This is a genomic window from Parvularcula bermudensis HTCC2503, from assembly GCF_000152825.2.
In the GTDB taxonomy this organism is placed as follows: domain Bacteria; phylum Pseudomonadota; class Alphaproteobacteria; order Caulobacterales; family Parvularculaceae; genus Parvularcula; species Parvularcula bermudensis.
In genome coordinates, this window is the sequence record NC_014414.1 from 1,682,402 (window position 1) to 1,702,950 (window position 20,549).

The window sequence follows — 20,549 nt, forward strand, 5'->3', positions numbered from 1 at the left end:
CGGGGCATCATAATCAGGGCATCGTAATCACGAGTTTTCCCGTGGCGCTCCGGCTCTCAAGTTTTTTGAGCGCCTCCGCCCCCCGTTCGAGGGGGAAGGTCTCGGTGACCCTCGGCTGGATGGCGCCATCGGCCACGAGTTTCTTTAAGAGAGTGAGATTGGCCTCATGTCCCTTGGGGTCGCGTTGCACCGCCGCCCCCCAGAAGACCCCAACGATCTGGCAGCCCTTGAGCAGCGGCAGATTGAGCGGGAGTGTGGGGATGCCGGCCGGGAAGCCGACCACGAGATAGCGGCCTTCCCACGCAATCGCGCGGAGGGCGGGTTCGGCATAGGGGCCGCCGACGGCGTCGTAGATGACATCCGCCCCGTTTTTCCCGCAGGCTTCTTTGAACGACGCCGACAGCGCTTTTTGATCGTCGCGGGACAGGTCACCTTTTGGATAGACGATAGCCTCATCGGCGCCGAGCTCTTTGACGAAGTCGGCCTTTTCTGTCGACGACACCGCGCCGACGACGCGGGCGCCTATGGCCTTGCCGAGTTCGATCGCTGCGGATCCAACGCCCCCCGACGCCCCAAGAATAAGCAGGGTTTCCCCCTCGGCCAGGGCCGCCCGATCCTTCAGGGCGTGCAAGCTCGTGCCATAGGTCATGACAAGGGCGGCCGCCTCCTCGAAGGGCATGTCGCCGATGGGAAAGGTCGCTGCGGCCGGTGCGGCGGCATGGGTGGCAAAGCCGCCGCAAGGGGCCAAGGTGGCGGCGACCCGGTCCCCCACCGATAGATGGGTCACGCCCTCGCCAAGGGCTTCGACCACCCCCGCCACCTCATTGCCCGGCGCAAAGGGCCGCGGCGGTTTGAACTGATAAAGATCCTTGATGATGAGGGTGTCGGGGTAATTCACCCCGGCCGCTTTCACGGCGACGATGACTTCCCCTTTGCGTGGAGAGGGCGTCGCTTGCTCGATCAGGCTGAGCGTTTCGGGCCCGCCGGGGGCCGTCGACATGAGTGCTTTCATGATTTCCTCTCTTTTCCGCAGCAAGGTAAAGCAGGGGACCGCGCGCCCCAAGATCCGGACCGAGGAGAATTCATGCCCGCTGTCCAGTCTCGATCCTATGTGCTGGGGTTGTTGACCCTCGTCTATGTGTTCAATTTCGTCGATCGCCAGATCTTGGCGATATTAGGGCCGGCCATCATTGCGGATTTGGGGCTGACCGACGGGCAGTTCGGATTGCTGACCGGCTTTTATTTCGCCTTTTTTTACACGGCCTTGGGCCTGCCCATCGCTTGGCTGGCCGACCGGATGGACCGGGTAACGATTGTCTGTATCGCCTTGGCGGTATGGAGCGGCTTTACGGTCTTGACCTCCCTCGTTCAGAGTTTTGCGGTTCTGGTCCTTCTGAGGATCGGGGTTGCGATCGGCGAAGCGGGGGGAAGTCCACCGAGCCACTCAATCCTCTCTTCCCTTTACGCCCCTCGGGAACGGGGGCGTGCCTTGGGGATTTATGCGCTCGGCATCCCCTTGGGCGGGATGACGGCCTATTTCATCGCGGCGGCCATGGCGAGCGGGGGGACAATCGATTGGCGCGCCCTGTTCGTCCTGATCGGCCTGCCTGGAATTGTCCTTGCGATTGTGTTGCGGCTTACCGTGAAAGACCCGCCGCGGGGCGTCACCGCGGGAGCCGCGAGGCCGCCCTTTTTCGCCGCGATGATCAATCTCCTGAAGATCAGATCCTATCTCGGCGCCACACTTGGCATCGGATTGGCGAGTTTTACCGGCTATGCGGTGGCGAGCTTCATCGTGGTGTACGCCGCCAGGACCTATGACCAGCCGCTATGGTTGGTGCTCACCGCTTTCGGTCTCATCAACGGTCTTGCCTATGGGGGCGGCACCTATCTGGGGGGCGTGCTCGCCGATCGCTTTGCGGCGCGCTCGGTCGCCTATTATGCGCTGGTGCCTGCCGGCGGGTTGATGCTGTCGGTGCCGTTTTTGCTATTGACGCTGTGGACAAGTCACTGGGGAATTTTTCTCCTCAGCTTCTCAATCTTCATTCTGGCGACCGGCATCTATCTCGGTCCGACTTTTTCCCTAGCTCAGACCTTGGCCCCCCCAGGGCTTAGAGCCTCCTCCTCAGCGGTGATGTTGTTCTTACTGAACCTTATCGCCCTCGGTCTGGGACCGACCTACACGGGATGGATATCGGGCGTTTTACAGGCCGGAGGGGAGGGGGCCGCCCCCGCCGAGGCCTTGCGTATCGCCCTGACAACCCTGTGCATCGCCTCGGCGGGGGGCATCGGCGCCTATTTGTGGACAGCAAAATGTCTACCGCAGGACTGGACAGCGGAGACAGGGGAATAAATCCTTTACATATTGGGCTGAACATCTGGAAAACATCGAGCTATTGAAGCTGGCGAATCGAAGTCCAACATAGTGAAGACCGCGCTGTTATGGCGCTCCCTTTGTTGGACAATGCGCTTTTGTGGTGAGGCGTTGTTCGAAAACTGCCTATTTAAGGAGTTTGCATGACTGAGCAGTTCCGCACTTTCCCCGTTCTGCCTCTGAGGGATATCGTGGTCTTCCCCCATATGGTCGTCCCCCTTTTTGTCGGCCGTGAGAAGTCCGTTCGCGCCCTAGAGGTTGTGATGGAGGCGGATCGCGAGATCCTGCTGGCCGCCCAGAAGGATGCCAGCGATGATGATCCGGGCGGCGATGATATCTACACGGTCGGCGTCATTGCCCGCGTCATCCAGCTTCTCAAACTTCCCGACGGAACGGTGAAAGTGCTGGTCGAAGGCGGAAGCCGTGCTCGGATCGTCTCCTACGAGGACAATGACGATTATTTCGAAGCGACCGCGGAAACCCTCGAAGAAGCCGAGGGCGACAGTGTCGATGTCGAGGCCCTCGTTCGATCCGTAAACACCCAATTTGAGAACTATGTTAAGCTGAACAAGCGCGTCAGCCCCGAGGTGATTGTGTCGATCGGACAAATCGAGGATGCGTCCAAGCTCGCCGACACCGTCGCCTCGCATCTCAATCTAAAGATCGCCGAGAAGCAAGAATTGCTTGAGATCGCCGATGTCGCCGCCCGATTGGAAGCCGTTTACGGTTTCATGGAAGGCGAGATGAGCGTGCTTCAGGTCGAGAAAAAGATCCGCGGGCGTGTTAAACGTCAAATGGAAAAGACCCAGCGTGAGTATTATCTGAATGAGCAAATGAAGGCCATTCAGAAAGAACTTGGCGAGGGCGATGACGGCAAGGACGAACTGGCGGAGATCGAACAAAAGATCGAGAAAGCCAAGCTGCCGAAAGAAGCTAAGGCTAAGGCCGAGGCAGAGCTGAAAAAGCTGCGTCAGATGTCGCCGATGTCGGCGGAGTCCACCGTGGTACGTAATTACCTCGATTGGCTGACGTCTATTCCGTGGTCGTCTAAATCCAAGATCAGGATCGATCTCGACAAGGCAATCAGCCAACTCGACGAAGATCATTATGGGCTGGAAAAGGTCAAAGAACGGATCTTGGAATATTTGGCCGTGCAAAAACGGACCAACAAGTTGAAGGGACCGATCCTGTGTCTCGTCGGGCCGCCCGGCGTCGGGAAGACGTCCCTTGGCAAGTCGGTGGCAAAAGCCGTCGGTCGCGAATTTGTCCGGGTCTCCCTCGGGGGGGTGCGCGACGAAGCGGAAATCCGTGGCCATCGTCGGACCTATATCGGCTCCATGCCCGGTAAGATCATTCAGTCGATGAAGAAGGTGAAGAAGTCGAACCCCCTCTTTCTGCTCGATGAAATCGACAAGATGGGCCAAGACTTCCGTGGCGATCCCGCCTCGGCCCTCCTCGAAGTGCTCGATCCGGCGCAGAATGATACTTTCTCCGATCACTATCTCGAGGTCGATTACGATCTGTCCGACGTGATGTTCGTGACGACGGCGAATTCGCTGAACATGCCGCAGCCCTTGCTCGATCGGATGGAGATCATCCGGATTCCGGGTTACACGGAGGATGAGAAGGTTGAGATCGCCCGCCGCCACCTCATTCCGGCCCAGTTGGAAAATCATGGCCTGAAAGAGGGGGAGTTCGAACTGACGGATGATGGTCTGCGCAATTTGATCCGTCTGTACACCCGTGAAGCCGGGGTTCGGAATCTGGAACGCGAATTGGCGAATTTGGCGCGTAAGGCTGTGCGGCGTCTCGAACAAGGGGACGAAGCGGGGACGGTGGTCGTCAATGCCGACTCATTGCCCGATTTCTCCGGGGTGACTAAATATCGCTATGGCGAGATCGAAGGCGATGATATCATCGGTGTCGTGACGGGGCTTGCCTGGACCGAAACCGGCGGCGACATCCTCAAGATCGAGGCTGTGAAAATGCCCGGTAAGGGGCGTATGACCCCCACGGGCAATCTGAAAGACGTCATGAAGGAGAGTGTCTCTGCTGCGGCGTCCTATGTGCGGTCGCGGGCGATCGAGTTCGGCATCAAGCCGACCGAGTTTGATCGTCGGGATATTCACATTCACGTGCCGGAGGGGGCAACGCCAAAGGATGGCCCTTCCGCCGGGGTGGCGATGGCTGCGGCTATCGTCTCGACGCTGACGGAAATTCCGGTGCGGAAGGATATCGCGATGACCGGTGAGATTTCCTTGCGCGGACGGGTGCTGGCTATCGGGGGGCTGAAGGAAAAGCTTCTGGCGGCGCTCAGGGCCGGGACGAAAACCGTCCTGATCCCCGCGGAGAACGAAAAGGATCTCGCGGAGATTCCCGATAATGTCAAAAATGTGCTGGAGATCATCCCGGTGGAACATGTCGACGATGTGTTGAAACACGCCCTGACCGGGCCTTTGACGCCGATTGAATGGGATGAAGCGGCAGAGGAGCTTGCGGCTAAGGCGCGGGCGGCACAGACGGTCGATGACGGTCCGGTCGTTGTGACGCACTAGAGCATTTTCAAGCGAAGTGGGCACCGGTTCGCGTCAAGAAAATGCGGCAAACGAAGACTCGGCGCATTTTCAAGCGAAGTGGGCACCGGTTCGCGTCAAGAAAATGCGATGAAAAAGAACGCTAGAGCCGTTTCACAGCTAAGCTTGATGTGAAACGGCTCTAAGCTGGTCCGTGAGGGATCAATATTTCTGACACTTTAAGGATCATGGCCGCCCCCCTTCGGGCGGTCTTTTTGTTTTGCCTTGGCTGGCGAAGGGGGGGCTAGCGAAGGGGGTTGGTACCTGGTGCAGGAGAGTTCCTGGTGAGGGCTCTACCGTCGACCGGCGATTCGTCCGGGCTGGCGTAGCAATAGGCGGTGGGCCAGATAGTCTGGGTCCGCATCGATCAACCCATCGGCAATGAACGGCGCCTCGGAGAAATGGGCGAGGGCGACCCCCGCCTCGAAACAGCCTGAGATAGCGGCCCCGATCCGGCGCGACGTGTCGAATTTGGTGATAATGGCCCGCCTCACGCCCACATCGGCAAAGGCCTGGATCCAGTCGACATGCTCCTGAAGGTCGCCGGAGGCCGGGATGACGAGGATCGGTTCGGCCCCCAGAACATCTCGAAAGGCGCGCATCGCCGCGACATCGGCATTCGCATAGGGGCTGACCCCCGGGGTATCGAGAACCAAAGGTTCGGCGGGGCGGTCATGACGGAGGATTTCCGCGACATGGTCCGGGTCCTCAATCGCCCAGAACCGCGTATCAAGGGCCTCGGCATAGGTTTGCATCTGCTCGATGGCGCCGGCGCGACCGATATCGGCACTCATGAAGGCAATCCGCCCGCCTTCATCCGCGGCGCGCGCCGCCAATTTGGCGGCGCAGGAGGTTTTGCCCGCCCCCGTCTGGCCCACCAACATGATCGGCGCCGGCGGAAGGGGGGCCACCGGCGCAAATCGCAGGGTGTCGGCTAAGGCATCGGACAGGCGTTCGGCGTCGGTCCGGCCCGTGCTCTTTTCAATCGTTGTGGCCAGGCGATCGAGAAGGCCGGCAGAGAGGGATTGCCGCCCGATCAGTTCCTCAAGATAGCTCCGCGCGGGATTGGCGTAACGGTCAGAGCGGTCGAGATGGCGGCTGAAATCTCCGCGCAGGGAGGACATCGCGCCCCGGCGCGCGCCCTGCTCAACGCGGCTGCCGAATTCGCGTTGATCGCCGAAACGGGTCGCCTCGACGGTGACGTCTTCCCCGCCGCCAAGGGAGGGGGCGGGTTTGGGCCGTGGAGCTCGACCGAACAGACCGCCGCTGCCCTCGCCGTCGAGGGGGGTGCCCTTGCGGATTGCTCTTAATTCTACCTGACCATCGCTGTGTCGTCGGGTGGAGAGCACAACGGCGTCGTCGCCAAGGGCGGCGCGCATTAACCGCTTCGCCTCGTTCACCGTCTCGCCTGTGAAGGTCTGGTAGCTCATGTCCCCGCCATGGTGTGACATTATCTTCCTAACGTCTCTACGGCAGGGATGGAAGGGAGGGCGTTCTATCAAGTAAATTGAAAAAGCTGCCCCGTCCCAAGGGACCAGGCAGCTTTTTCAATTTTCTAACGCCGATCCGGTCAACGATATTGTTGAATTCGCGTCGCTCTCAGCCCCTGCATGCCATGCCGATCGATGGCTTTCTCCCAGGAAGCGTATTCCTCGCTCGTGAGGTTATATCTTTGACAGGCGCTTTCGAGGCTTAAGAGTCCGCCCCGAACCGCTGCCACCACTTCCGCCTTTCGGCGGATCACCCATCTTTTCGTCGAGGCCGGTGGAAGATCCTTGATCGTTAGCGCGCTCCCATCGGGTCCGATAACGAAAGGCTCTTTTTTCTCCACTCGGACCTGTCTAGCGAACGCATCCATCATGGCTACTACACAACTCCCACTGATCCCAAGTTCGTCAGTCTTGACTGGATCATCTCTACAGAATTGCTCTGAAGAAACGGCTAAGTTGAATGGTAAACAAAGAGTATGTTTAACGGCCTTTTCTAATATATTTGTTCCACAGAAGAACACTTGTCTCGTCACAGGTCACCAAATCTTGCCGAAACATGAATAGCGGCCATGCGCGGCCGGATGGTCGCGAAGAAAAAATCAGTGATGGCGAGCGAGTTGACGCTCCCCCCGGCGGGCGCCATGGGTCGTGTTCAATCCATGGATCAGGATGAGGAGACGGGCATGACCCCCTATCGAACCCACACTTGCGGTGCCTTACGAAAAGGCGATGTGGGGTCCAATGTGACACTCTCTGGTTGGGTTCACCGAAAGCGCGACCATGGGGGACTGTTGTTCATCGATCTTCGGGACCATCACGGCCTTACCCAATTGGTGATCGAGCCCGAGGCGCCTTTTTTCGCCGAGGTCGAAGCGGTCAGAGCCGAAAGCGTGATTTCCGTCGAGGGCGAGGTGATCGCGCGCGGGGACGAGGTCGTCAATCCGTCGCTGCCGACTGGAGAGATCGAAATCCGGCTGAGCCGGTTTGAGGTCTTGAGCGCGGCGGGGGATTTACCGCTGCCGGTTTTCGGCGAACCCGACTATCCAGAAGATATCCGCATGCGCCATCGCTATCTCGATCTGCGGCGAGAGACGATGCACAAGAATATCGTCCTTAGGTCCCGCGTGATCAGCCAATTGCGCAAGGGGATGGAGCAGCGGGAATTCACCGAATATCAGACGCCGATCCTCACCGCCTCTTCTCCCGAAGGGGCACGGGACTTTCTTGTTCCCTCCAGGTTGCATCCCGGCAAGTTCTTTGCGCTGCCACAGGCGCCGCAGATCTTTAAGCAATTGATCATGGTGTCGGGGTTTGACCGCTATTTCCAGATCGCCCCCTGCTTCAGAGACGAGGATGCACGGGCTGACCGTTCGGCGGGGGAATTCTATCAGCTCGATCTCGAGATGAGCTTCGTTGAGCAGCAGGATGTCTTCGATGCAACGGCGCCTGTCATCCATGAGGCCTTTGCCCTGTTCGCAGGCGACCGCCGTGTCGATCCTTACAAAGAGTGGCCGCAAATTCCCTATGCGGAATCACTACTGAAATACGGCAATGACAAGCCTGATCTCCGCCTGCCGTCGAGCCTCGACATGCAGGTGGTGACCGAGCATTTCAAAGGGTCGGGCTTCAAGATCTTTGCCTCGATCGCCGAGGATCCCGAACAGCAGATCCGGGCCATCCCCGCGCCCGGCGGCGGCAGCCGGGCCTTCTGTGACCGGATGAATAGCTGGGCCCAGAAAGAGGGGCTGCCGGGCATGGGATATATCATGTTCGATGAGGCCGATGGCAAAGGCCCGGTGGCCAAGAATATCGGCCCTGAACGGACGGCCGCCATCAAGGCGCAACTCGGCCTTGGGGCCGGCGATGCGGCCTTTTTCGTCGCGGGAAAGGTCGAAAGCTTCGAAGCCATTGCGGGCAGGGCGCGGGTCCAGATCGGGCGGGAACTTGGCCATCTCGACGAGGACCGGTTCGCTTTTGCCTGGATCGTCGATTTCCCGATGTATGAATGGGACGAAGAGAATAAAAAGGTCGAGTTCGGCCACAATCCCTTTTCAATGCCGAAAGGGGGACTTTCGGCGCTGGAAAAGGCCACGACTCCCGAGGCGCAACTCGCCCTTAAGGCCAATCAATATGACCTTGTATGCAATGGCTATGAGCTGGGGTCGGGGGCGATCAGAAACCACCTGCCGGAGGTTATGTATCGTGCCTTTGCGATTGCTGGATACGGTGCCGATGTGGTCGAGGACAAATTCGGCGGTATGCTGAATGCCTTCCGCTACGGGGCGCCCCCCCATGGCGGCGCGGCCTTCGGTGTGGACCGCATCGTCATGCTTCTGGCAGGTGTTGAGAATATCCGAGAGGTGACGATGTTCCCCCTGACGCAGAATGCGGAGGACTATCTGCTCGGCGCACCGGCGGAGGCGAGTGCCGAGCAGCTCAAAGAGCTTCACATCAGGCTTGCCAAACCAATCGCTGAGAAAAAAGTCCCTTAAGTCGCGACGGCGCGAAGGGGATAGGAGAGACGTCAATGACTTTTATGGTATGGGCCGCCCTTCTGTTTGCGGCTTCGCAGGATGTGTCGGCTGAGGGGCCCATGCCGGCTCCTCAGGACCGGATCGTGGTGACCGCGACCAAGCGCCCCCAACCCTCGACGGCGGTGCCGGCGAGCCTCGATGTTCTCACCGGAGAAAGCCTTAGGGCCGGCGCCCCTCTCATTCACGGCGAAGAGCTGGCCAATCGACTGAGCGGCGTGCAGGCCGTGGTCGCCAATGGCAGTCAAATCGCGTTTCAGATCCGCGGCATCGGGGCGATCGATCACCAAGCGCTGACGCCAGGCGCGGCAGCGATCTATCGGGACGGGGTTTTCCTTGCAACGAATGTCCAGACCGGCCCGCTGCTCTATGATCTCGACCGGGTCGAGGTGCTGAAGGGGCCGCAAGGCACGCTCTATGGGCGGAACGCGTCGAGCGGGGCGATCAATCTCGTCAGCGCCGGGCCCGATCGGACGGCAGGCGGCTATCTCGAAGGCACGATCGGGACCGACGATCTTTTCGATGTCAGCGCCGCCGTGACCGGCCCGCTGACCCCGGCCCTTGCCGGAAGGGTGGCGATCCGCGCCGTTTCCCAAGGCCCGACCCTCGACAATGTGGCGGTCGATCCCGATCAGCCTCTAGGGGGGGACGATGCGGGGGGGAGGACGGAAGATATCGGGGTGCGGACCAGCCTCGCCTGGCAGGGAGGCGAGGGGCAGCGCGCCCTCTGGCTGGCTCACTACGAACATGCCGGCGGGGTCAATCCAGCGCCGCGCAATTCTTCCCTTGGACTTGAGGACCATGACATCTCGATCGGGCCCGATGGTATTCAGGACCGTGACAATCATTTCTACGGCACAAGCCTTGAGTGGACGGCGCCCGTCTTCGGCGGACAAGTCGTGTCCCTTTCGGCGTTTGAAGGCTATGACCAGGCCTACGGATTCGATTTCGACGGGACCCAGGCGCCCTTCGGCGATCCGACACTGAACGCCAATCTCTTCTACGACCGCGAGTTCTGGCAGGTCAGTCAGGAGGTGCGCTTCGACAAAGAGACGGCCTGGGGTCACCTGTTGGTGGGGGCGCAGACATCCGCCGATGATTTCCGTCAGGATTATCTCATCTGGTGTGGCGAGTTGAATCCAACGACGCTGTTGGGGACGTGTCGCTATGTGGGGGCGCCGGGGCGGGTCGGCTCGACCCCCGCATCGCCGGGAACGGCGACGACCCTCCTGACGGAGATTGACCAAGAGCGTCTGACGGCTGCCCTGTTCACGGACAATGAGATCGCGCTGACGCCTCGTCTGTCACTCCTGCTCGGAGCGCGCTATAGCTGGGAGCGGATCGAGGGGGAGGGGTCGGGGCGTCACATCTTCGACGATGGCACTGTCGCGTTCAACAATCGTGACGACGTCGGACCGGCAGTGGGGGCCAATTCGATCATTGAGAGCCGCGTCAACGGCAATATCGGCTTGAGCTATCGCCTCGCCAATGACGGGCTCTTCTACGGCCGGATCTCCACAGGGTATAAGAGCGGCGGCTTCAATGGGGAGGTCCAGAACAATGCGACCCATTTCCAGGACGAAGGGCTGTTCGCGGCGGAAACGGTGACCGCCTATGAGGTGGGGGGAAAGGGCCCCCTTACCGATAGTCTGTCGGTGGACCTGGCGGCCTTCTTTCTCGATTACGATTCGCCGCAGGCCAGGATATTCGTGACCTTTCCGCTTCCGGACGAGACGTCGATTACATCGAATTCCCTGTCCAATCTGGACGCGGCGATCGCCTATGGCCTTGAAGGAAAGGTCGATTGGTCGCCCAATGACACCGATTATGTTCAGCTTGGCTTGACGCTTTTGACAACGGATATTCGTCAGGCGACGAACGTCTCCGGGAATGCCGAGGCATTTGACGGCAATGATCTCCCTTTTGCGTCCGACACAACGGCCACGCTGCTTGCGCATAAGGAAATCCCCTTGCGGGCGGGCGTTACGCTCTCGCTGGATGCCGATGCGAAATACCAAAGCGCCTTCTTCCTCGATGCCGAAGGGCTGAACGAGCGACGGCAGGACGCCTACACCCTTTTGGGGGCCAGTATGGGGCTGCGCTTTGACGGTCCGGGGGTCGAGGCCAGCCTTTGGGGGCGTAACCTGCTGGACGAGGATTACGCCGTCTCCGGCTATGGCTTTATCGGGTACAATGTCTTTGTCGGAGACCCGCGGGTGATTGGAGCAAGCCTCAGAAAAGACTGGTAAGGCCGGGGGGCTGGAAAGCCCCTCTCTCGGGCCTAAATCACAGCCGAAGACGTCTGGGAGCCTTTTATGACCATCGAAACGCGGACGATCGATTATACGCTGGACGACAACGTATACGAAGCGCTGATCGCCAAGGACAAAGATCTGACGGGGCCGCGCCCCGGGGTCATGGTCTGCCACGCTTGGGGCGGACGGAAATCCCACGAAGAGATGGCCGCCAAGCGCTTGGCTGATCTTGGCTATGTGGGATTTGCCGCGGATGTCTATGGCAAGGGCGTGCGGGGCGACACGATCGAAGAAAACCAGGCGCTGATGACGCCGCTGATGGAGGATCGTGAGGGACTTCAGGCGCGGCTGCGGGCAGGGCTTTCGGCCCTCGCCGCCGACCCCGCCGTGGATGAGAAAAAGCTTGCTGTTGTGGGGTACTGCTTTGGCGGTCTGTGTAGCCTCGATATGGCGCGCACCAACGCGCCGGTTCTGGGATGCGCAGCCTTTCACGCGGTGATTGGTCAGCCCGGCGTCCCCGGCGGGGAGCCGATCAAGCCGAAGGTCATCGCCTATCAGGGCTATGAGGACCCCATGGCCGATAAAGAGGCGCAGCGGGGATTTGCTGACGAGATGACCGAGCGCCAGGCCGACTGGCAACTCCATTTGTTCGGCGGCGTGAAACATGCCTTTACCAATCCGGATGCGGATAATGATGAGCTGGGCCTCAAATACAACGCCCTGGCTGATGCGCGGTCCTGGTCCAGCTTCACGCGGTTTCTCGACAATCTGTTCGCGTAAGGGGCTCTTTGCCTAACGGGGGCGTCGCTTACCGGGCGATCAGGGTCAGCCGCCCTGTTCCCGGCGCGGGGGTATGGTCGGCCGCGGGGACATTTCTGGACATGGGGCTTGGGGGTAAGGGCAGCCTCAAAAGGATCCCCTCGAAAGCAAGACACTCCGCTGCGACCAGGCCGGTCTCGATCAACGCTGTCTGATGAGGGGGGTGAACGAGCCATTTACACGTATGGCTTGCCAGAGAGCTCTCTTGGCGTTGCAGGGCACTGATCATCTGGACGAGGGCGATCTCGTCCTGTGACGCGCTCAGACTGGCGGGCGCATGAAGACGGATACGCTTGCGGCATCCACGGTCAAGCGCTCGGGCCAGGGCGCCGATGGAGCGGGCGAGGCCGGCCCCGTCCGCCCCGCGGAGGCAGAGGCCATGGGCGCAGCGGTTCTCGCCATCTTGCTCCGTCACAATCACCCGCAGGAGATAGAGGAAGAGCGTCGACCCCCGGTCGAGGGACGGTGGGCCGTCCGCGGGCCTGTCAGAACTGAGCATAGCGACCTCCTTTTTGCTATTAAGAATGACTCTCAATATAAAGGCAAGGGGAAAGGGCAAGGGGAAATGCCGGTGAAGGGGAAGAATAGAGAGACCGGACGACGTGCCCGACCGAGAGCGCGCGGCGGGCGAGGGAAAGGAAGGGCGGCCTGTGCCCTGGGGGGGGCGGGAGAAGGGCACCGATACTGAGGGGGGAACCGGCTATTTCTGTCGTTGCGACATGGACAGAGCCCGGCATCTTGGCCGAAACCCCATGGGGCGGCGGCGTCAGCAAGGCCCTAAAGGGACACCGTGACAATACACGAGGATGAGACAATAGGACGAGCCCGACCGTTCAGCCCTCGTCACAGTGTCTTCCTTAGGTGAAAGAGGGCCACTCGCTGAGGCCCTTCATTCCTATTGGCCCGATAGACGAGATTTTATCGACGATCCATCGGCGCGATTAACGCCTCGGTAACGCTATTCGCCGATTCTTTAAGGCGGGAAGCCTTTTCTTTGCGAGGAATCATATGCCACTCAACCTCACCGCGCCGGATCTCACCGAGCTTTCGCCCCGAATTAGCGTGATCGGCGTTGGCGGTGCGGGGGGCAATGCGGTCAACAATATGATCGAGGCGGAACTCGACGGTGTCGAATTTATCGTGGCGAATACGGACGCCCAGGCCGTCGGTCTCGCAAAAGCTCAGCATCGGCTTCAATTGGGCACCTCCACCACCCGTGGCCTTGGCGCCGGATCGCGGCCCGATGTCGGGCGTGAAGCGGCGATGGAAAGCCTCGACGAGGTGATGGACCTCATCGACGGGGCCAATATGCTGTTCATCACCGCAGGGATGGGCGGCGGCACCGGGACGGGGGCAGCCCCCGTCATTGCGGAGGCCGCGCGGGATCGGGGGATTCTGACCGTCGGTGTGGTGACCAAGCCGTTCCAGTTCGAGGGCGCTCGCCGTATGCGGATAGCTGAGGCGGGTATTGAGGAGCTGCAAGATAAAGTCGATACGCTTCTCATCATTCCCAATCAAAATCTTTTCCGGCTTGCGGACGAAAACACCACCTTCGCCGATGCCTTCGGCATGGCAGACCAAGTTCTCCATCAAGGGGTCCGGGGGATCACCGATCTGATGATCGTGCCTGGGCTCATCAATCTCGATTTTGCCGACGTCCGGTCGGTGATGAGCGAGATGGGCAAAGCCATGATGGGCACCGGCGAATCGTCCGGTGAAGGACGGGCCACAGAGGCTGCGCAGGCGGCAATCTCGAACCCGCTCCTCGACGAGACGTCGATGAAGGGCGCCCGAGGGGTCCTTATCAACATCACCGGCGGTCTCGACATGAAACTCTTCGAGGTTGACGAAGCGGCCAACCGTATTCGGGCAGAAGTTGATCCGGACGCCAATATTATTGTCGGCTCGACCTTCAACCAAGAGCTTCAGGGAACAATGCGCGTTTCCGTGGTCGCCACCGGGATTGAACGGGCGACCGCACCGGCGGAAATCGTGACCACGACGGCTCGGGCATCGACATCTGGCGACCAGCGCGCCGCCCAGGCGGGCACAAGCGCGACGGTCACTGCGGGGCGGGCGCCCGCCCCGGTGTCCGATGGCCGGTCGGGCCGTCCTGTGCCCCCTGAACCGCCGATTGGCGAGGTTCACGACCGTATCCGCCGGATGCTGACCGAAGATGCTCCGGTCCCGTTGAAGCCAGAACAGGCGCTTCCAGAACAAAAGCCCAATCCGTTCCGGAAATCCGCCGCAACGACCATCGACCAGGCCATCGGTCTTCTGAAGGAGACCTTTGTCAAAGGAGTTGGCCCCTCCGAAGCCGAGGGTATCCGGCCGACCCCGGTGACCCGCGATGCTTTCGCCGATCATGAGGAGGAAGATCTCGACATCCCGGCATTCCTCCGCAAGCAGGCGCAGAAATAAGACGCCTGGATGATCCTTCCCAAAAAAAAGGCGGGCCGCGGCCCGCCTTTTTCGTTTGTGATCACTCCACCAATCAGAACTGGGTTCTGAGGGTCAGGCGTGCATTCATCGGCTCGCCGGTCGAGATATTGTTTTGATTATGCGCAGACGGATAATAGGTCTCATCCGTCAAATTCTCCACGTTGAGCTGGAGTTCCAAACGGTCATTGACCAGATAATAGGCCGCCGCGTCGACCCGCGTATAGCTGGGCAGTTCAACGCTGTTGGCGATCGTCGCATATTGAGCCGATTGGTGATGCACCCCGAGGCCAAGGCTGAATGCGTCCGACAGATCATACCGGTTCCATAGGCTGACCATGTGCTCGGGCACCTGCGCCAGATCCCGATCGGCGTCTTGGCCATCGACGACGCGCCCGTCCTCCTTGGCGTCGAGATAGCTGTAACCCGCACTCACCGTCCATTGCGGTGTCAGCCGCCCGGCAAGCTGGATCTCTGCACCGTGGGTCAGTCCACTGATCAAGATTGTGTTATCCGGATCGTCGGGATCGACGGTGGTGCCGCTGTCTCGCTCAAGACGGAACACGGCCCCGGTGAGGCTGAGATCAGGGCGGAGATCCCATTTGAACCCAACCTCGATATTTTCAAAAACTTCGGGGTCGAGCGCTTCGCTGCTCGGGGTAAGGCTGAGGAACTGGTCCCCAGAGCGCGGCAAGAATGACCGGCTAAAACTTGCATAGAGCGAGGCTGAGTCTTGCGGCTTGTAGATCACCCCCAGCCGTGGGGAGACTTCCTCGTCAGACCGGCTGAGGCGCCCATCATTGCCGTCCGCACTACCATCGAGCAGCTCAAGCCGATCCAAAGCGTCGATATCGAAGCGATCATATCTCAGCCCGCCGATGAGTTTGACGCGGTCGGTCAGATCGATCTGATCCTGAACGTACAAAGAGGAAACCTGGACGTTCGACCGTCTGTTTCGTGTGTCTGACGGGAAGGAAAACGTCGGAATAGACAGGGGATCGCTCAATCCAAAGGTGATTTGGTCATCTGCTGTATCCGCAAAAAAGACATCCCGGCGGGCATTGTCGGTATCTTGATCGGTAAATTCCGTCCCGATGAGGAGGGTGTGCTGCAAGGGGCCTGTGGCGAACTCGCCGACCAGATTGGCCTGGGCGATAAAGTTCTGCCTGTCGGTCTCATCGCGGTAACCGTCGAGGGAGACGGTCGCCGCGGCCGGGTCGATCCCGATCGGGTAGAGGTTTTGATAGAGTTTGTCATAGTCGGCATATTGAAGGGTCAGATTGCTTGACCATCCTTCGGCCAGGCTGCGGTCGATCCGGCCTCTGAAAATATGAGCCTTGAGCGTTGTCGTATTGGCGTCGGGACTGCCGAAAAAGGTGTCGTGGAAGCCCTCGACCGGCTCACCGCCCAGGGACGGAATGCCCCGGTCAACGACACGCTCATCCTCGACGAATTCGTAGGAAAGAAGAAGCGTGGTGTTGGGGTCGAGGTCCGTGGAGAATGTCGGATTGATGGCATAGCGATCGCCCTCGAACACATCTCGATGATTTTCGAGATGCTCAGCATAGGCATTGAACCGTAACGCCCCGGCATCGGTGGTGGCGATATTCGCATCGACTGCCACCATCGCGCCACCGAAGCTGTCCGCCGAGACCTCTCCCCGGGCGAATGTCGTCTCTGCGACGGGCGTCTTGGTCACGCGATTGATGACGCCGCCCCCGCCGCCGCGACCGAACATCAGCGCGTTGGCCCCCTTCAGGATCTCGACGCGCTCCAGATTATAGAGGGGACGGAAATACTGAACATCGTCGCGGAGACCGTCGATAAAGAAGTCGGCTGTCGTGTTCTGTCCCCGGACGGTAATCTGATCGCGGTGACCTTCGCCCTGACCGACGGAGACGCCGGGGACAAAACGGACCACATCCGCAAGATCGGTGAAGGCTTGGTCATCGATCTGTTCTCTTGAAAGGACGGTGATGCTTTGCGGAACATTGACCAAGGCTGTCGGGGTTTTGGTCGCGCTTGATAAATCGGTCGCCCGGTAATCGCCGCGGACCGTGATAATATCGGTGGTGCCGTAAGGCGCCGGCTCGTTCGACGCTGCGGCGGCGCCCCCCGTCGCCATGGTGGCGAGGGCAAGGCTGGAGACGAGGGAGGCGGATAGGAGGGAGGGGGGGAAAGGAGTGGGCAATGACATCGTACTACCGCTCAAGATTGCGAATGACTTGCAAAATCACCTCGCGAAAATGAGAGCGATTGTCAATTGCAAATAAGGGACCCAGATAGCGCGAAGCTGATCCCGCGCCCGGCGCTCAAGTTTGGTGAGGGCGAGGCCGGTGAGGGCAAGTCCGGTGGGGGCAAGTGGTCTCGCCCGTGCCCTCGGGGAGTGGTAGAGGCGAGGGATGAGTGAACTTTCCCTTCTGATCGGCGATAAATTTTCCTCGTCCTGGTCGTTCCGCCCATGGTTCTTACTGACGGTCGCAGGTATTCCTTTTGCGGAGGACGCCATTGAACTTGACCGTCCGACGACCAGAGAGACCCTCAAATCGCGGTCGCCGACGGGCTTGGTCCCCGTCCTCCGGATCGGCGATCTTGCCGTCTGGGACTCCTTGGCGATCATGGAAACCATCGCGGATCGTTTCCCCGAGAAAGCCCTATGGCCCGCCAATGCCGATGCGCGCGCCATAGCGCGGTCGCTGGCGGCGGAGATGCATTCGGGCTTTTCTGCGCTGCGCACCGTCTGGCCGATGATGTTCCACCGTCGGGACTTGCGTCACCTGACGATGGGCGGGGTTCAAAAAGACATCGACCGTATCGAGACGATCTGGACCGAGGCCAGGGACACATATGGGGCCGGGGGACCGTTTTTGTTTGGGGCGTTTTCCGTCGCCGATGCGATGTATGCGCCGGTGATCTCTCGTTTTGAGACCTATGGCCCGGTGGATCTCAACCCCACCTGCCGCGCCTATATGGCAGCGGTGAAGGCTTTGCCGGCCTGGGCCCAATGGGCAACTGAGGCCAGTGAACAAGCGCACGCACGGGGGCTATTATGAGCGATGACAAGAAACAGCGAGCGGCCGCAGCGGCCCTGGCGCATGTGCGGCCGGGCATGACCCTCGGTCTTGGGACAGGATCCACCGCCGCGCATTTCGTCAAATTATTGGGCGATCAGGGGTTTGAGGGACAGGCAATCCCGACATCCGAAGAGACCGCTCGCCTGGCCGAAGCGGTGGGCATTTCCCTGATCACCCCGGACGAGACCACCAGGATCGATCTGGCCGTCGATGGCGCCGACGAGGCTGACCCAAGCGGCGCCCTGATCAAAGGCGGGGGCGGGGCGCTGTTGCGTGAGAAGATCATCGCCCAGCAGGCGCAGACATTCATCGTGATCGCCGATGACGGCAAGGATGTGGTCCAGCTCGGACAGTTTCCGCTGCCGGTCGAAGTGACGGGGTTCGCCGTCGGTTTGACGATCCAGGCAATAAGATCGACTCTCGCCGCCCTCGGCTATGAGGACCCATCGCTGACCCTGAGGAGGGGGGAGGGCGGTTTTTTCCAGACCGACGGGGGACATTTGATCGTCGATATCGCCTTGGGCCGGATCGACGAGGCCGAGCCGTTGGATGCCGCGTTGACCATGATCCCCGGGGTGGTCACCACGGGATTGTTCGTCGGGCTTACCGACCTGATGATCTTCGGCACCGAAAGCGGTGTGCGGGAAGCGGTTCCCACCTAGAGCATTTCCAAGCGAAGTGGGCACCGGTTCGCGTGAAGGAAATGCGATCACATAATCCAGCGCATTTCCAAGCGAAGTGGGCACCGGTTCGCGTGAAGGAAATGCGATCACGTAACTCAGCGCATTTCCAAGCGACCTGGGCACCGGTTCGTGGGAAGAAAGGCGATCAACCCAAAACCTAGGACGTTTCACGGCTCCGATTGACCAGAAACGATGCGAGATCGCTGTGCGAGGCGCCTGCTTGAAAGGAGCGGTATGGAACAGACAAAGGGCGAGACGACGCCTTATGACGAGTTGCTGGCCGCCATGCGCGCCTATGGCGACGCCGCGATGGAGAATTTGGTTCGGTGTCGTGCCCTTGGTCGGGCGCTGTCCGATGGTTTTTCGGCCTATCTTGGGGCGCCGGGGCCCTGTACCTCCCTGGTCCCGCCCACCGGCCCCTTCGACCCAAGCAGGGATTACGGCGATGAGGCATTCTCCTTCAGCCAGCGGGAGGTCGTGCGCCTTGAGCCTATCGTCTTTGGCCTCTGCGTGATTGTACCGCATGAAGAGGACTCCGGGACTTTATGGCTTCGGACCGGAATCAAGGCGGAGGTAAGGGGAGGGCGGTTTGACGTTTATATCGCCCATCAGCCGCGCCTCCGTGTGCCGCTTGAGTTCGGCGACCATCTGACCCCGGTTTATGACACCGTGAAGACCGAACTCTTGTCGCTGTTCAATCAGGATCTGATGCACTTCAACGACGAACGGTATAATGGGGGTATCGGGTTCGTGCCGCAGACTTAACGATCTCGCGGGCTCGATTCTCATTATCGGCGAGGTCGATTGGGGCTTCGCCGGTTCTCGGCTATGCCCCGCTGCAGGAGGAATTCTTGATGGCCTACGATTACGACCTCTTTGTTATCGGTGCCGGTTCGGGGGGGGTCAGGGCGGCCAATCGGTCGGCGAAGTTCGGGGCGAAGGTCGCCATTGCCGAGCAAGCCGATGTCGGGGGCACTTGTGTCATCCGGGGCTGTGTGCCGAAGAAACTGATGGTCTATGCTTCTGAATTCAACGACATGATCGGCGACGCGGCGGGCTATGGGTGGGAAATTCCCGACGCCCGTTTCGACTGGGCGACCTTACGCGACCGGATCCAAACGGAGTTGGGGCGTCTCTCGAGCCTTTATATCAAAGGGCTCGAAGGTAACGGTGTGACCCTTTTTCAATGCCGTGCCATCGTAAAAGATCCGCATACAGTCCACCTGGCCAGCGAAAATCGTGATGTCACGGCGGAGAAGATCCTCGTCGCGGCCGGCGGCGTGCCCTTCCGAGATGATGAGGCGGATCCCGATAGATTGGGAATTGTTTCGGACGATGTCTTTCACCTCGACAAGCGGCCCGACCGATTGGTCGTCGCCGGCGGCGGGTATATCGCGATTGAGTTCGCCCATATTTTCGCCCGGCTCGGGACCGAAGTGACCCTCGTCTATCGCGGTCATCGCCTGCTCCGTGCGTTTGACCGAGAAATCTCCGAGCGGGTGGAACAAGATCTTATCGCGAGCGGCATTCGTTATATTCCGAATACGATCTTTGCGAGGATCGACCGTGACGGCGATGATAAGACGGTGGAGCTGACAACGGGGGAGGTTCTTCGGACCGATGAAATTCTGTGGGCGATCGGTCGCCGTCCTCGGACCTCTGGCCTTGGCCTTGAGGATTGCGGCGTCGAAAAGACCGCGAATGGCGCGGTGATCGTGGACCAGGATTATCGTACTGCTTGTCCCAGTATCTTTTCCCTTGGGGATGTCACCGACCGGATAAACCTCACACCGGTGGCGATCAGGGAGGCCATGGCCTTTGCGTCGACGCAATTCGGCGGCGAGCCGAAGCGGATGGATTATCGCCATGTTCCGAAGGCGGTCTTTTGTCAGCCGCCGGTTGGTTCCGTCGGGATGACCGAGGATGAGTGCCTTGACGAGGGGCATCGGATCGACGTGTTCGAGGCCGATTTCCGACCGATGAAGAATGTGCTCGCGGGCAATGACAAGCGCATGTTGATGAAATTGATCGTCGATGCGGAAACCGACCGTGTTCTTGGGTGCCATATGGTCGGGGAGGCGGCGCCGGAAATGGTGCAGATTGCGGCGATCGCCGTAAAGGCGGGGCTTACTAAAGCGCAGTTCGACGAGACCTGCGCCCTTCACCCGACCTCCGCCGAGGAACTCGTGACCCTGTCATCGAGCCGGCCGGGGAAGGCGTCGACCTAGGGGGCGCCGATCTCGCCGGGTCGGGGCCGGTTAGGGGCCGGTTCGTCATTGCCCCCTGGCGTCCTTTGCCATAGCGTGCTGAG

At 60.1% G+C, this 20,549-nt stretch carries 15 protein-coding genes; 10 read left to right on the forward strand and 5 right to left on the reverse strand.

The annotated features are described in order from the left end of the window. Window positions 1-13: 13 nt before the first annotated feature. Window positions 14-1,012 (reverse strand): NADPH:quinone oxidoreductase family protein, encoded by a 999-nt coding sequence (locus PB2503_RS07960; RefSeq protein WP_013300724.1) that lies wholly within the window; start codon window positions 1,010-1,012, stop codon window positions 14-16. Window positions 1,013-1,084: 72 nt separating this feature from the next. Here PB2503_RS07960 and PB2503_RS07965 point away from each other — a divergent pair, with 72 nt between their 5' ends. Further along, window positions 1,085-2,353: a spinster family MFS transporter gene (locus PB2503_RS07965; protein WP_013300725.1), complete on the forward strand. Its 1,269-nt coding sequence runs from the start codon at window positions 1,085-1,087 to the stop codon at window positions 2,351-2,353. A gap of 164 nt (window positions 2,354-2,517) precedes the next feature. Next, window positions 2,518-4,929, forward strand: a complete 2,412-nt coding sequence (gene lon, locus PB2503_RS07970) for an endopeptidase La (RefSeq protein ID WP_013300726.1) — start codon at window positions 2,518-2,520, stop codon at window positions 4,927-4,929. Window positions 4,930-5,240: 311 nt separating this feature from the next. Here the strand turns inward: lon and PB2503_RS07975 are convergent, their stop codons facing one another. After that, window positions 5,241-6,398, reverse strand: a complete 1,158-nt coding sequence (locus PB2503_RS07975) for a flagellar biosynthesis protein FlhF (protein ID WP_083811022.1) — start codon at window positions 6,396-6,398, stop codon at window positions 5,241-5,243. A gap of 119 nt (window positions 6,399-6,517) precedes the next feature. Next, window positions 6,518-6,805: a CtrA inhibitor SciP gene (gene sciP / locus PB2503_RS07980; protein ID WP_148235339.1), complete on the reverse strand. Its 288-nt coding sequence runs from the start codon at window positions 6,803-6,805 to the stop codon at window positions 6,518-6,520. A gap of 315 nt (window positions 6,806-7,120) precedes the next feature. Here sciP and aspS point away from each other — a divergent pair, with 315 nt between their 5' ends. From aspS to PB2503_RS07995, 3 genes are all read left to right on the forward strand, one after another. Next, window positions 7,121-8,929 carry an aspartate--tRNA ligase gene (gene aspS, locus PB2503_RS07985; protein WP_041535481.1) on the forward strand — a complete coding sequence of 603 codons (1,809 nt, stop codon included), beginning with the start codon at window positions 7,121-7,123 and terminating at the stop codon, window positions 8,927-8,929. 35 nt (window positions 8,930-8,964) lie between these two features. Beyond that, window positions 8,965-11,217, forward strand: a complete 2,253-nt coding sequence (locus PB2503_RS07990) for a TonB-dependent receptor (protein WP_013300730.1) — start codon at window positions 8,965-8,967, stop codon at window positions 11,215-11,217. Between the two features lie 66 nt (window positions 11,218-11,283). Beyond that, window positions 11,284-12,003: a dienelactone hydrolase family protein gene (locus tag PB2503_RS07995; RefSeq protein ID WP_013300731.1), complete on the forward strand. Its 720-nt coding sequence runs from the start codon at window positions 11,284-11,286 to the stop codon at window positions 12,001-12,003. Between the two features lie 28 nt (window positions 12,004-12,031). On the opposite strand, the gene PB2503_RS08000 is transcribed toward PB2503_RS07995, so the two are convergent. Beyond that, window positions 12,032-12,541: a hypothetical protein gene (locus PB2503_RS08000; RefSeq protein ID WP_013300732.1), complete on the reverse strand. Its 510-nt coding sequence runs from the start codon at window positions 12,539-12,541 to the stop codon at window positions 12,032-12,034. A gap of 509 nt (window positions 12,542-13,050) precedes the next feature. Between PB2503_RS08000 and ftsZ the strand changes: the two genes are divergently transcribed. Then, window positions 13,051-14,463: a cell division protein FtsZ gene (ftsZ, locus tag PB2503_RS08005; protein WP_013300733.1), complete on the forward strand. Its 1,413-nt coding sequence runs from the start codon at window positions 13,051-13,053 to the stop codon at window positions 14,461-14,463. 73 nt (window positions 14,464-14,536) lie between these two features. On the opposite strand, the gene PB2503_RS08010 is transcribed toward ftsZ, so the two are convergent. Then, entirely contained in the window at window positions 14,537-16,678 is a 2,142-nt protein-coding gene (locus tag PB2503_RS08010; RefSeq protein ID WP_013300734.1) for a TonB-dependent receptor, read from the reverse strand. Window positions 16,679-16,883: 205 nt separating this feature from the next. Between PB2503_RS08010 and PB2503_RS08015 the strand changes: the two genes are divergently transcribed. The 4 genes from PB2503_RS08015 (at window position 16,884) to gorA (ending at window position 20,466) form a co-directional block, all read left to right on the forward strand. After that, window positions 16,884-17,534 carry a glutathione S-transferase gene (locus PB2503_RS08015; RefSeq protein ID WP_013300735.1) on the forward strand — a complete coding sequence of 217 codons (651 nt, stop codon included), beginning with the start codon at window positions 16,884-16,886 and terminating at the stop codon, window positions 17,532-17,534. Continuing rightward, window positions 17,531-18,217, forward strand: coding sequence for a ribose-5-phosphate isomerase RpiA (gene rpiA / locus PB2503_RS08020; protein ID WP_013300736.1), 687 nt, complete (start codon window positions 17,531-17,533; stop codon window positions 18,215-18,217). The genes PB2503_RS08015 and rpiA overlap by 4 nt, the downstream gene beginning before the upstream one ends. A 255-nt stretch (window positions 18,218-18,472) precedes the next feature. Continuing rightward, on the forward strand, window positions 18,473-19,003 hold the full coding sequence (locus tag PB2503_RS13985) for a hypothetical protein (RefSeq protein ID WP_013300737.1): 531 nt from the start codon (window positions 18,473-18,475) through the stop codon (window positions 19,001-19,003). A gap of 89 nt (window positions 19,004-19,092) precedes the next feature. After that, a complete protein-coding gene (gene gorA, locus PB2503_RS08030) occupies window positions 19,093-20,466 on the forward strand; it encodes a glutathione-disulfide reductase (protein WP_013300738.1) in 1,374 nt (457 codons plus the stop codon). The last annotated feature ends 83 nt before the right edge of the window (window positions 20,467-20,549 follow it).

What these genes read in the sequence shown, in the direction of transcription:
- PB2503_RS07995 (WP_013300731.1), top strand. Translation starts at nt 11,284, where the DNA reads ATGACCATCGAAACGCGGACGATCGATTATACGCTGGACGACAACGTA.
- PB2503_RS07965 (WP_013300725.1), top strand. Translation starts at nt 1,085, where the DNA reads ATGCCCGCTGTCCAGTCTCGATCCTATGTGCTGGGGTTGTTGACCCTC.
- PB2503_RS08010 (WP_013300734.1), bottom strand. Translation starts at nt 16,678, where the DNA reads ATGTCATTGCCCACTCCTTTCCCCCCCTCCCTCCTATCCGCCTCCCTC.
- gorA (WP_013300738.1), top strand. Translation starts at nt 19,093, where the DNA reads ATGGCCTACGATTACGACCTCTTTGTTATCGGTGCCGGTTCGGGGGGG.
- PB2503_RS07990 (WP_013300730.1), top strand. Translation starts at nt 8,965, where the DNA reads ATGACTTTTATGGTATGGGCCGCCCTTCTGTTTGCGGCTTCGCAGGAT.
- PB2503_RS08000 (WP_013300732.1), bottom strand. Translation starts at nt 12,541, where the DNA reads ATGCTCAGTTCTGACAGGCCCGCGGACGGCCCACCGTCCCTCGACCGG.
- PB2503_RS08015 (WP_013300735.1), top strand. Translation starts at nt 16,884, where the DNA reads ATGAGTGAACTTTCCCTTCTGATCGGCGATAAATTTTCCTCGTCCTGG.
- sciP (WP_148235339.1), bottom strand. Translation starts at nt 6,805, where the DNA reads ATGGATGCGTTCGCTAGACAGGTCCGAGTGGAGAAAAAAGAGCCTTTC.
- aspS (WP_041535481.1), top strand. Translation starts at nt 7,121, where the DNA reads ATGACCCCCTATCGAACCCACACTTGCGGTGCCTTACGAAAAGGCGAT.
- PB2503_RS07960 (WP_013300724.1), bottom strand. Translation starts at nt 1,012, where the DNA reads ATGAAAGCACTCATGTCGACGGCCCCCGGCGGGCCCGAAACGCTCAGC.
- rpiA (WP_013300736.1), top strand. Translation starts at nt 17,531, where the DNA reads ATGAGCGATGACAAGAAACAGCGAGCGGCCGCAGCGGCCCTGGCGCAT.
- PB2503_RS13985 (WP_013300737.1), top strand. Translation starts at nt 18,473, where the DNA reads ATGGAACAGACAAAGGGCGAGACGACGCCTTATGACGAGTTGCTGGCC.
- ftsZ (WP_013300733.1), top strand. Translation starts at nt 13,051, where the DNA reads ATGCCACTCAACCTCACCGCGCCGGATCTCACCGAGCTTTCGCCCCGA.
- PB2503_RS07975 (WP_083811022.1), bottom strand. Translation starts at nt 6,398, where the DNA reads ATGTCACACCATGGCGGGGACATGAGCTACCAGACCTTCACAGGCGAG.
- lon (WP_013300726.1), top strand. Translation starts at nt 2,518, where the DNA reads ATGACTGAGCAGTTCCGCACTTTCCCCGTTCTGCCTCTGAGGGATATC.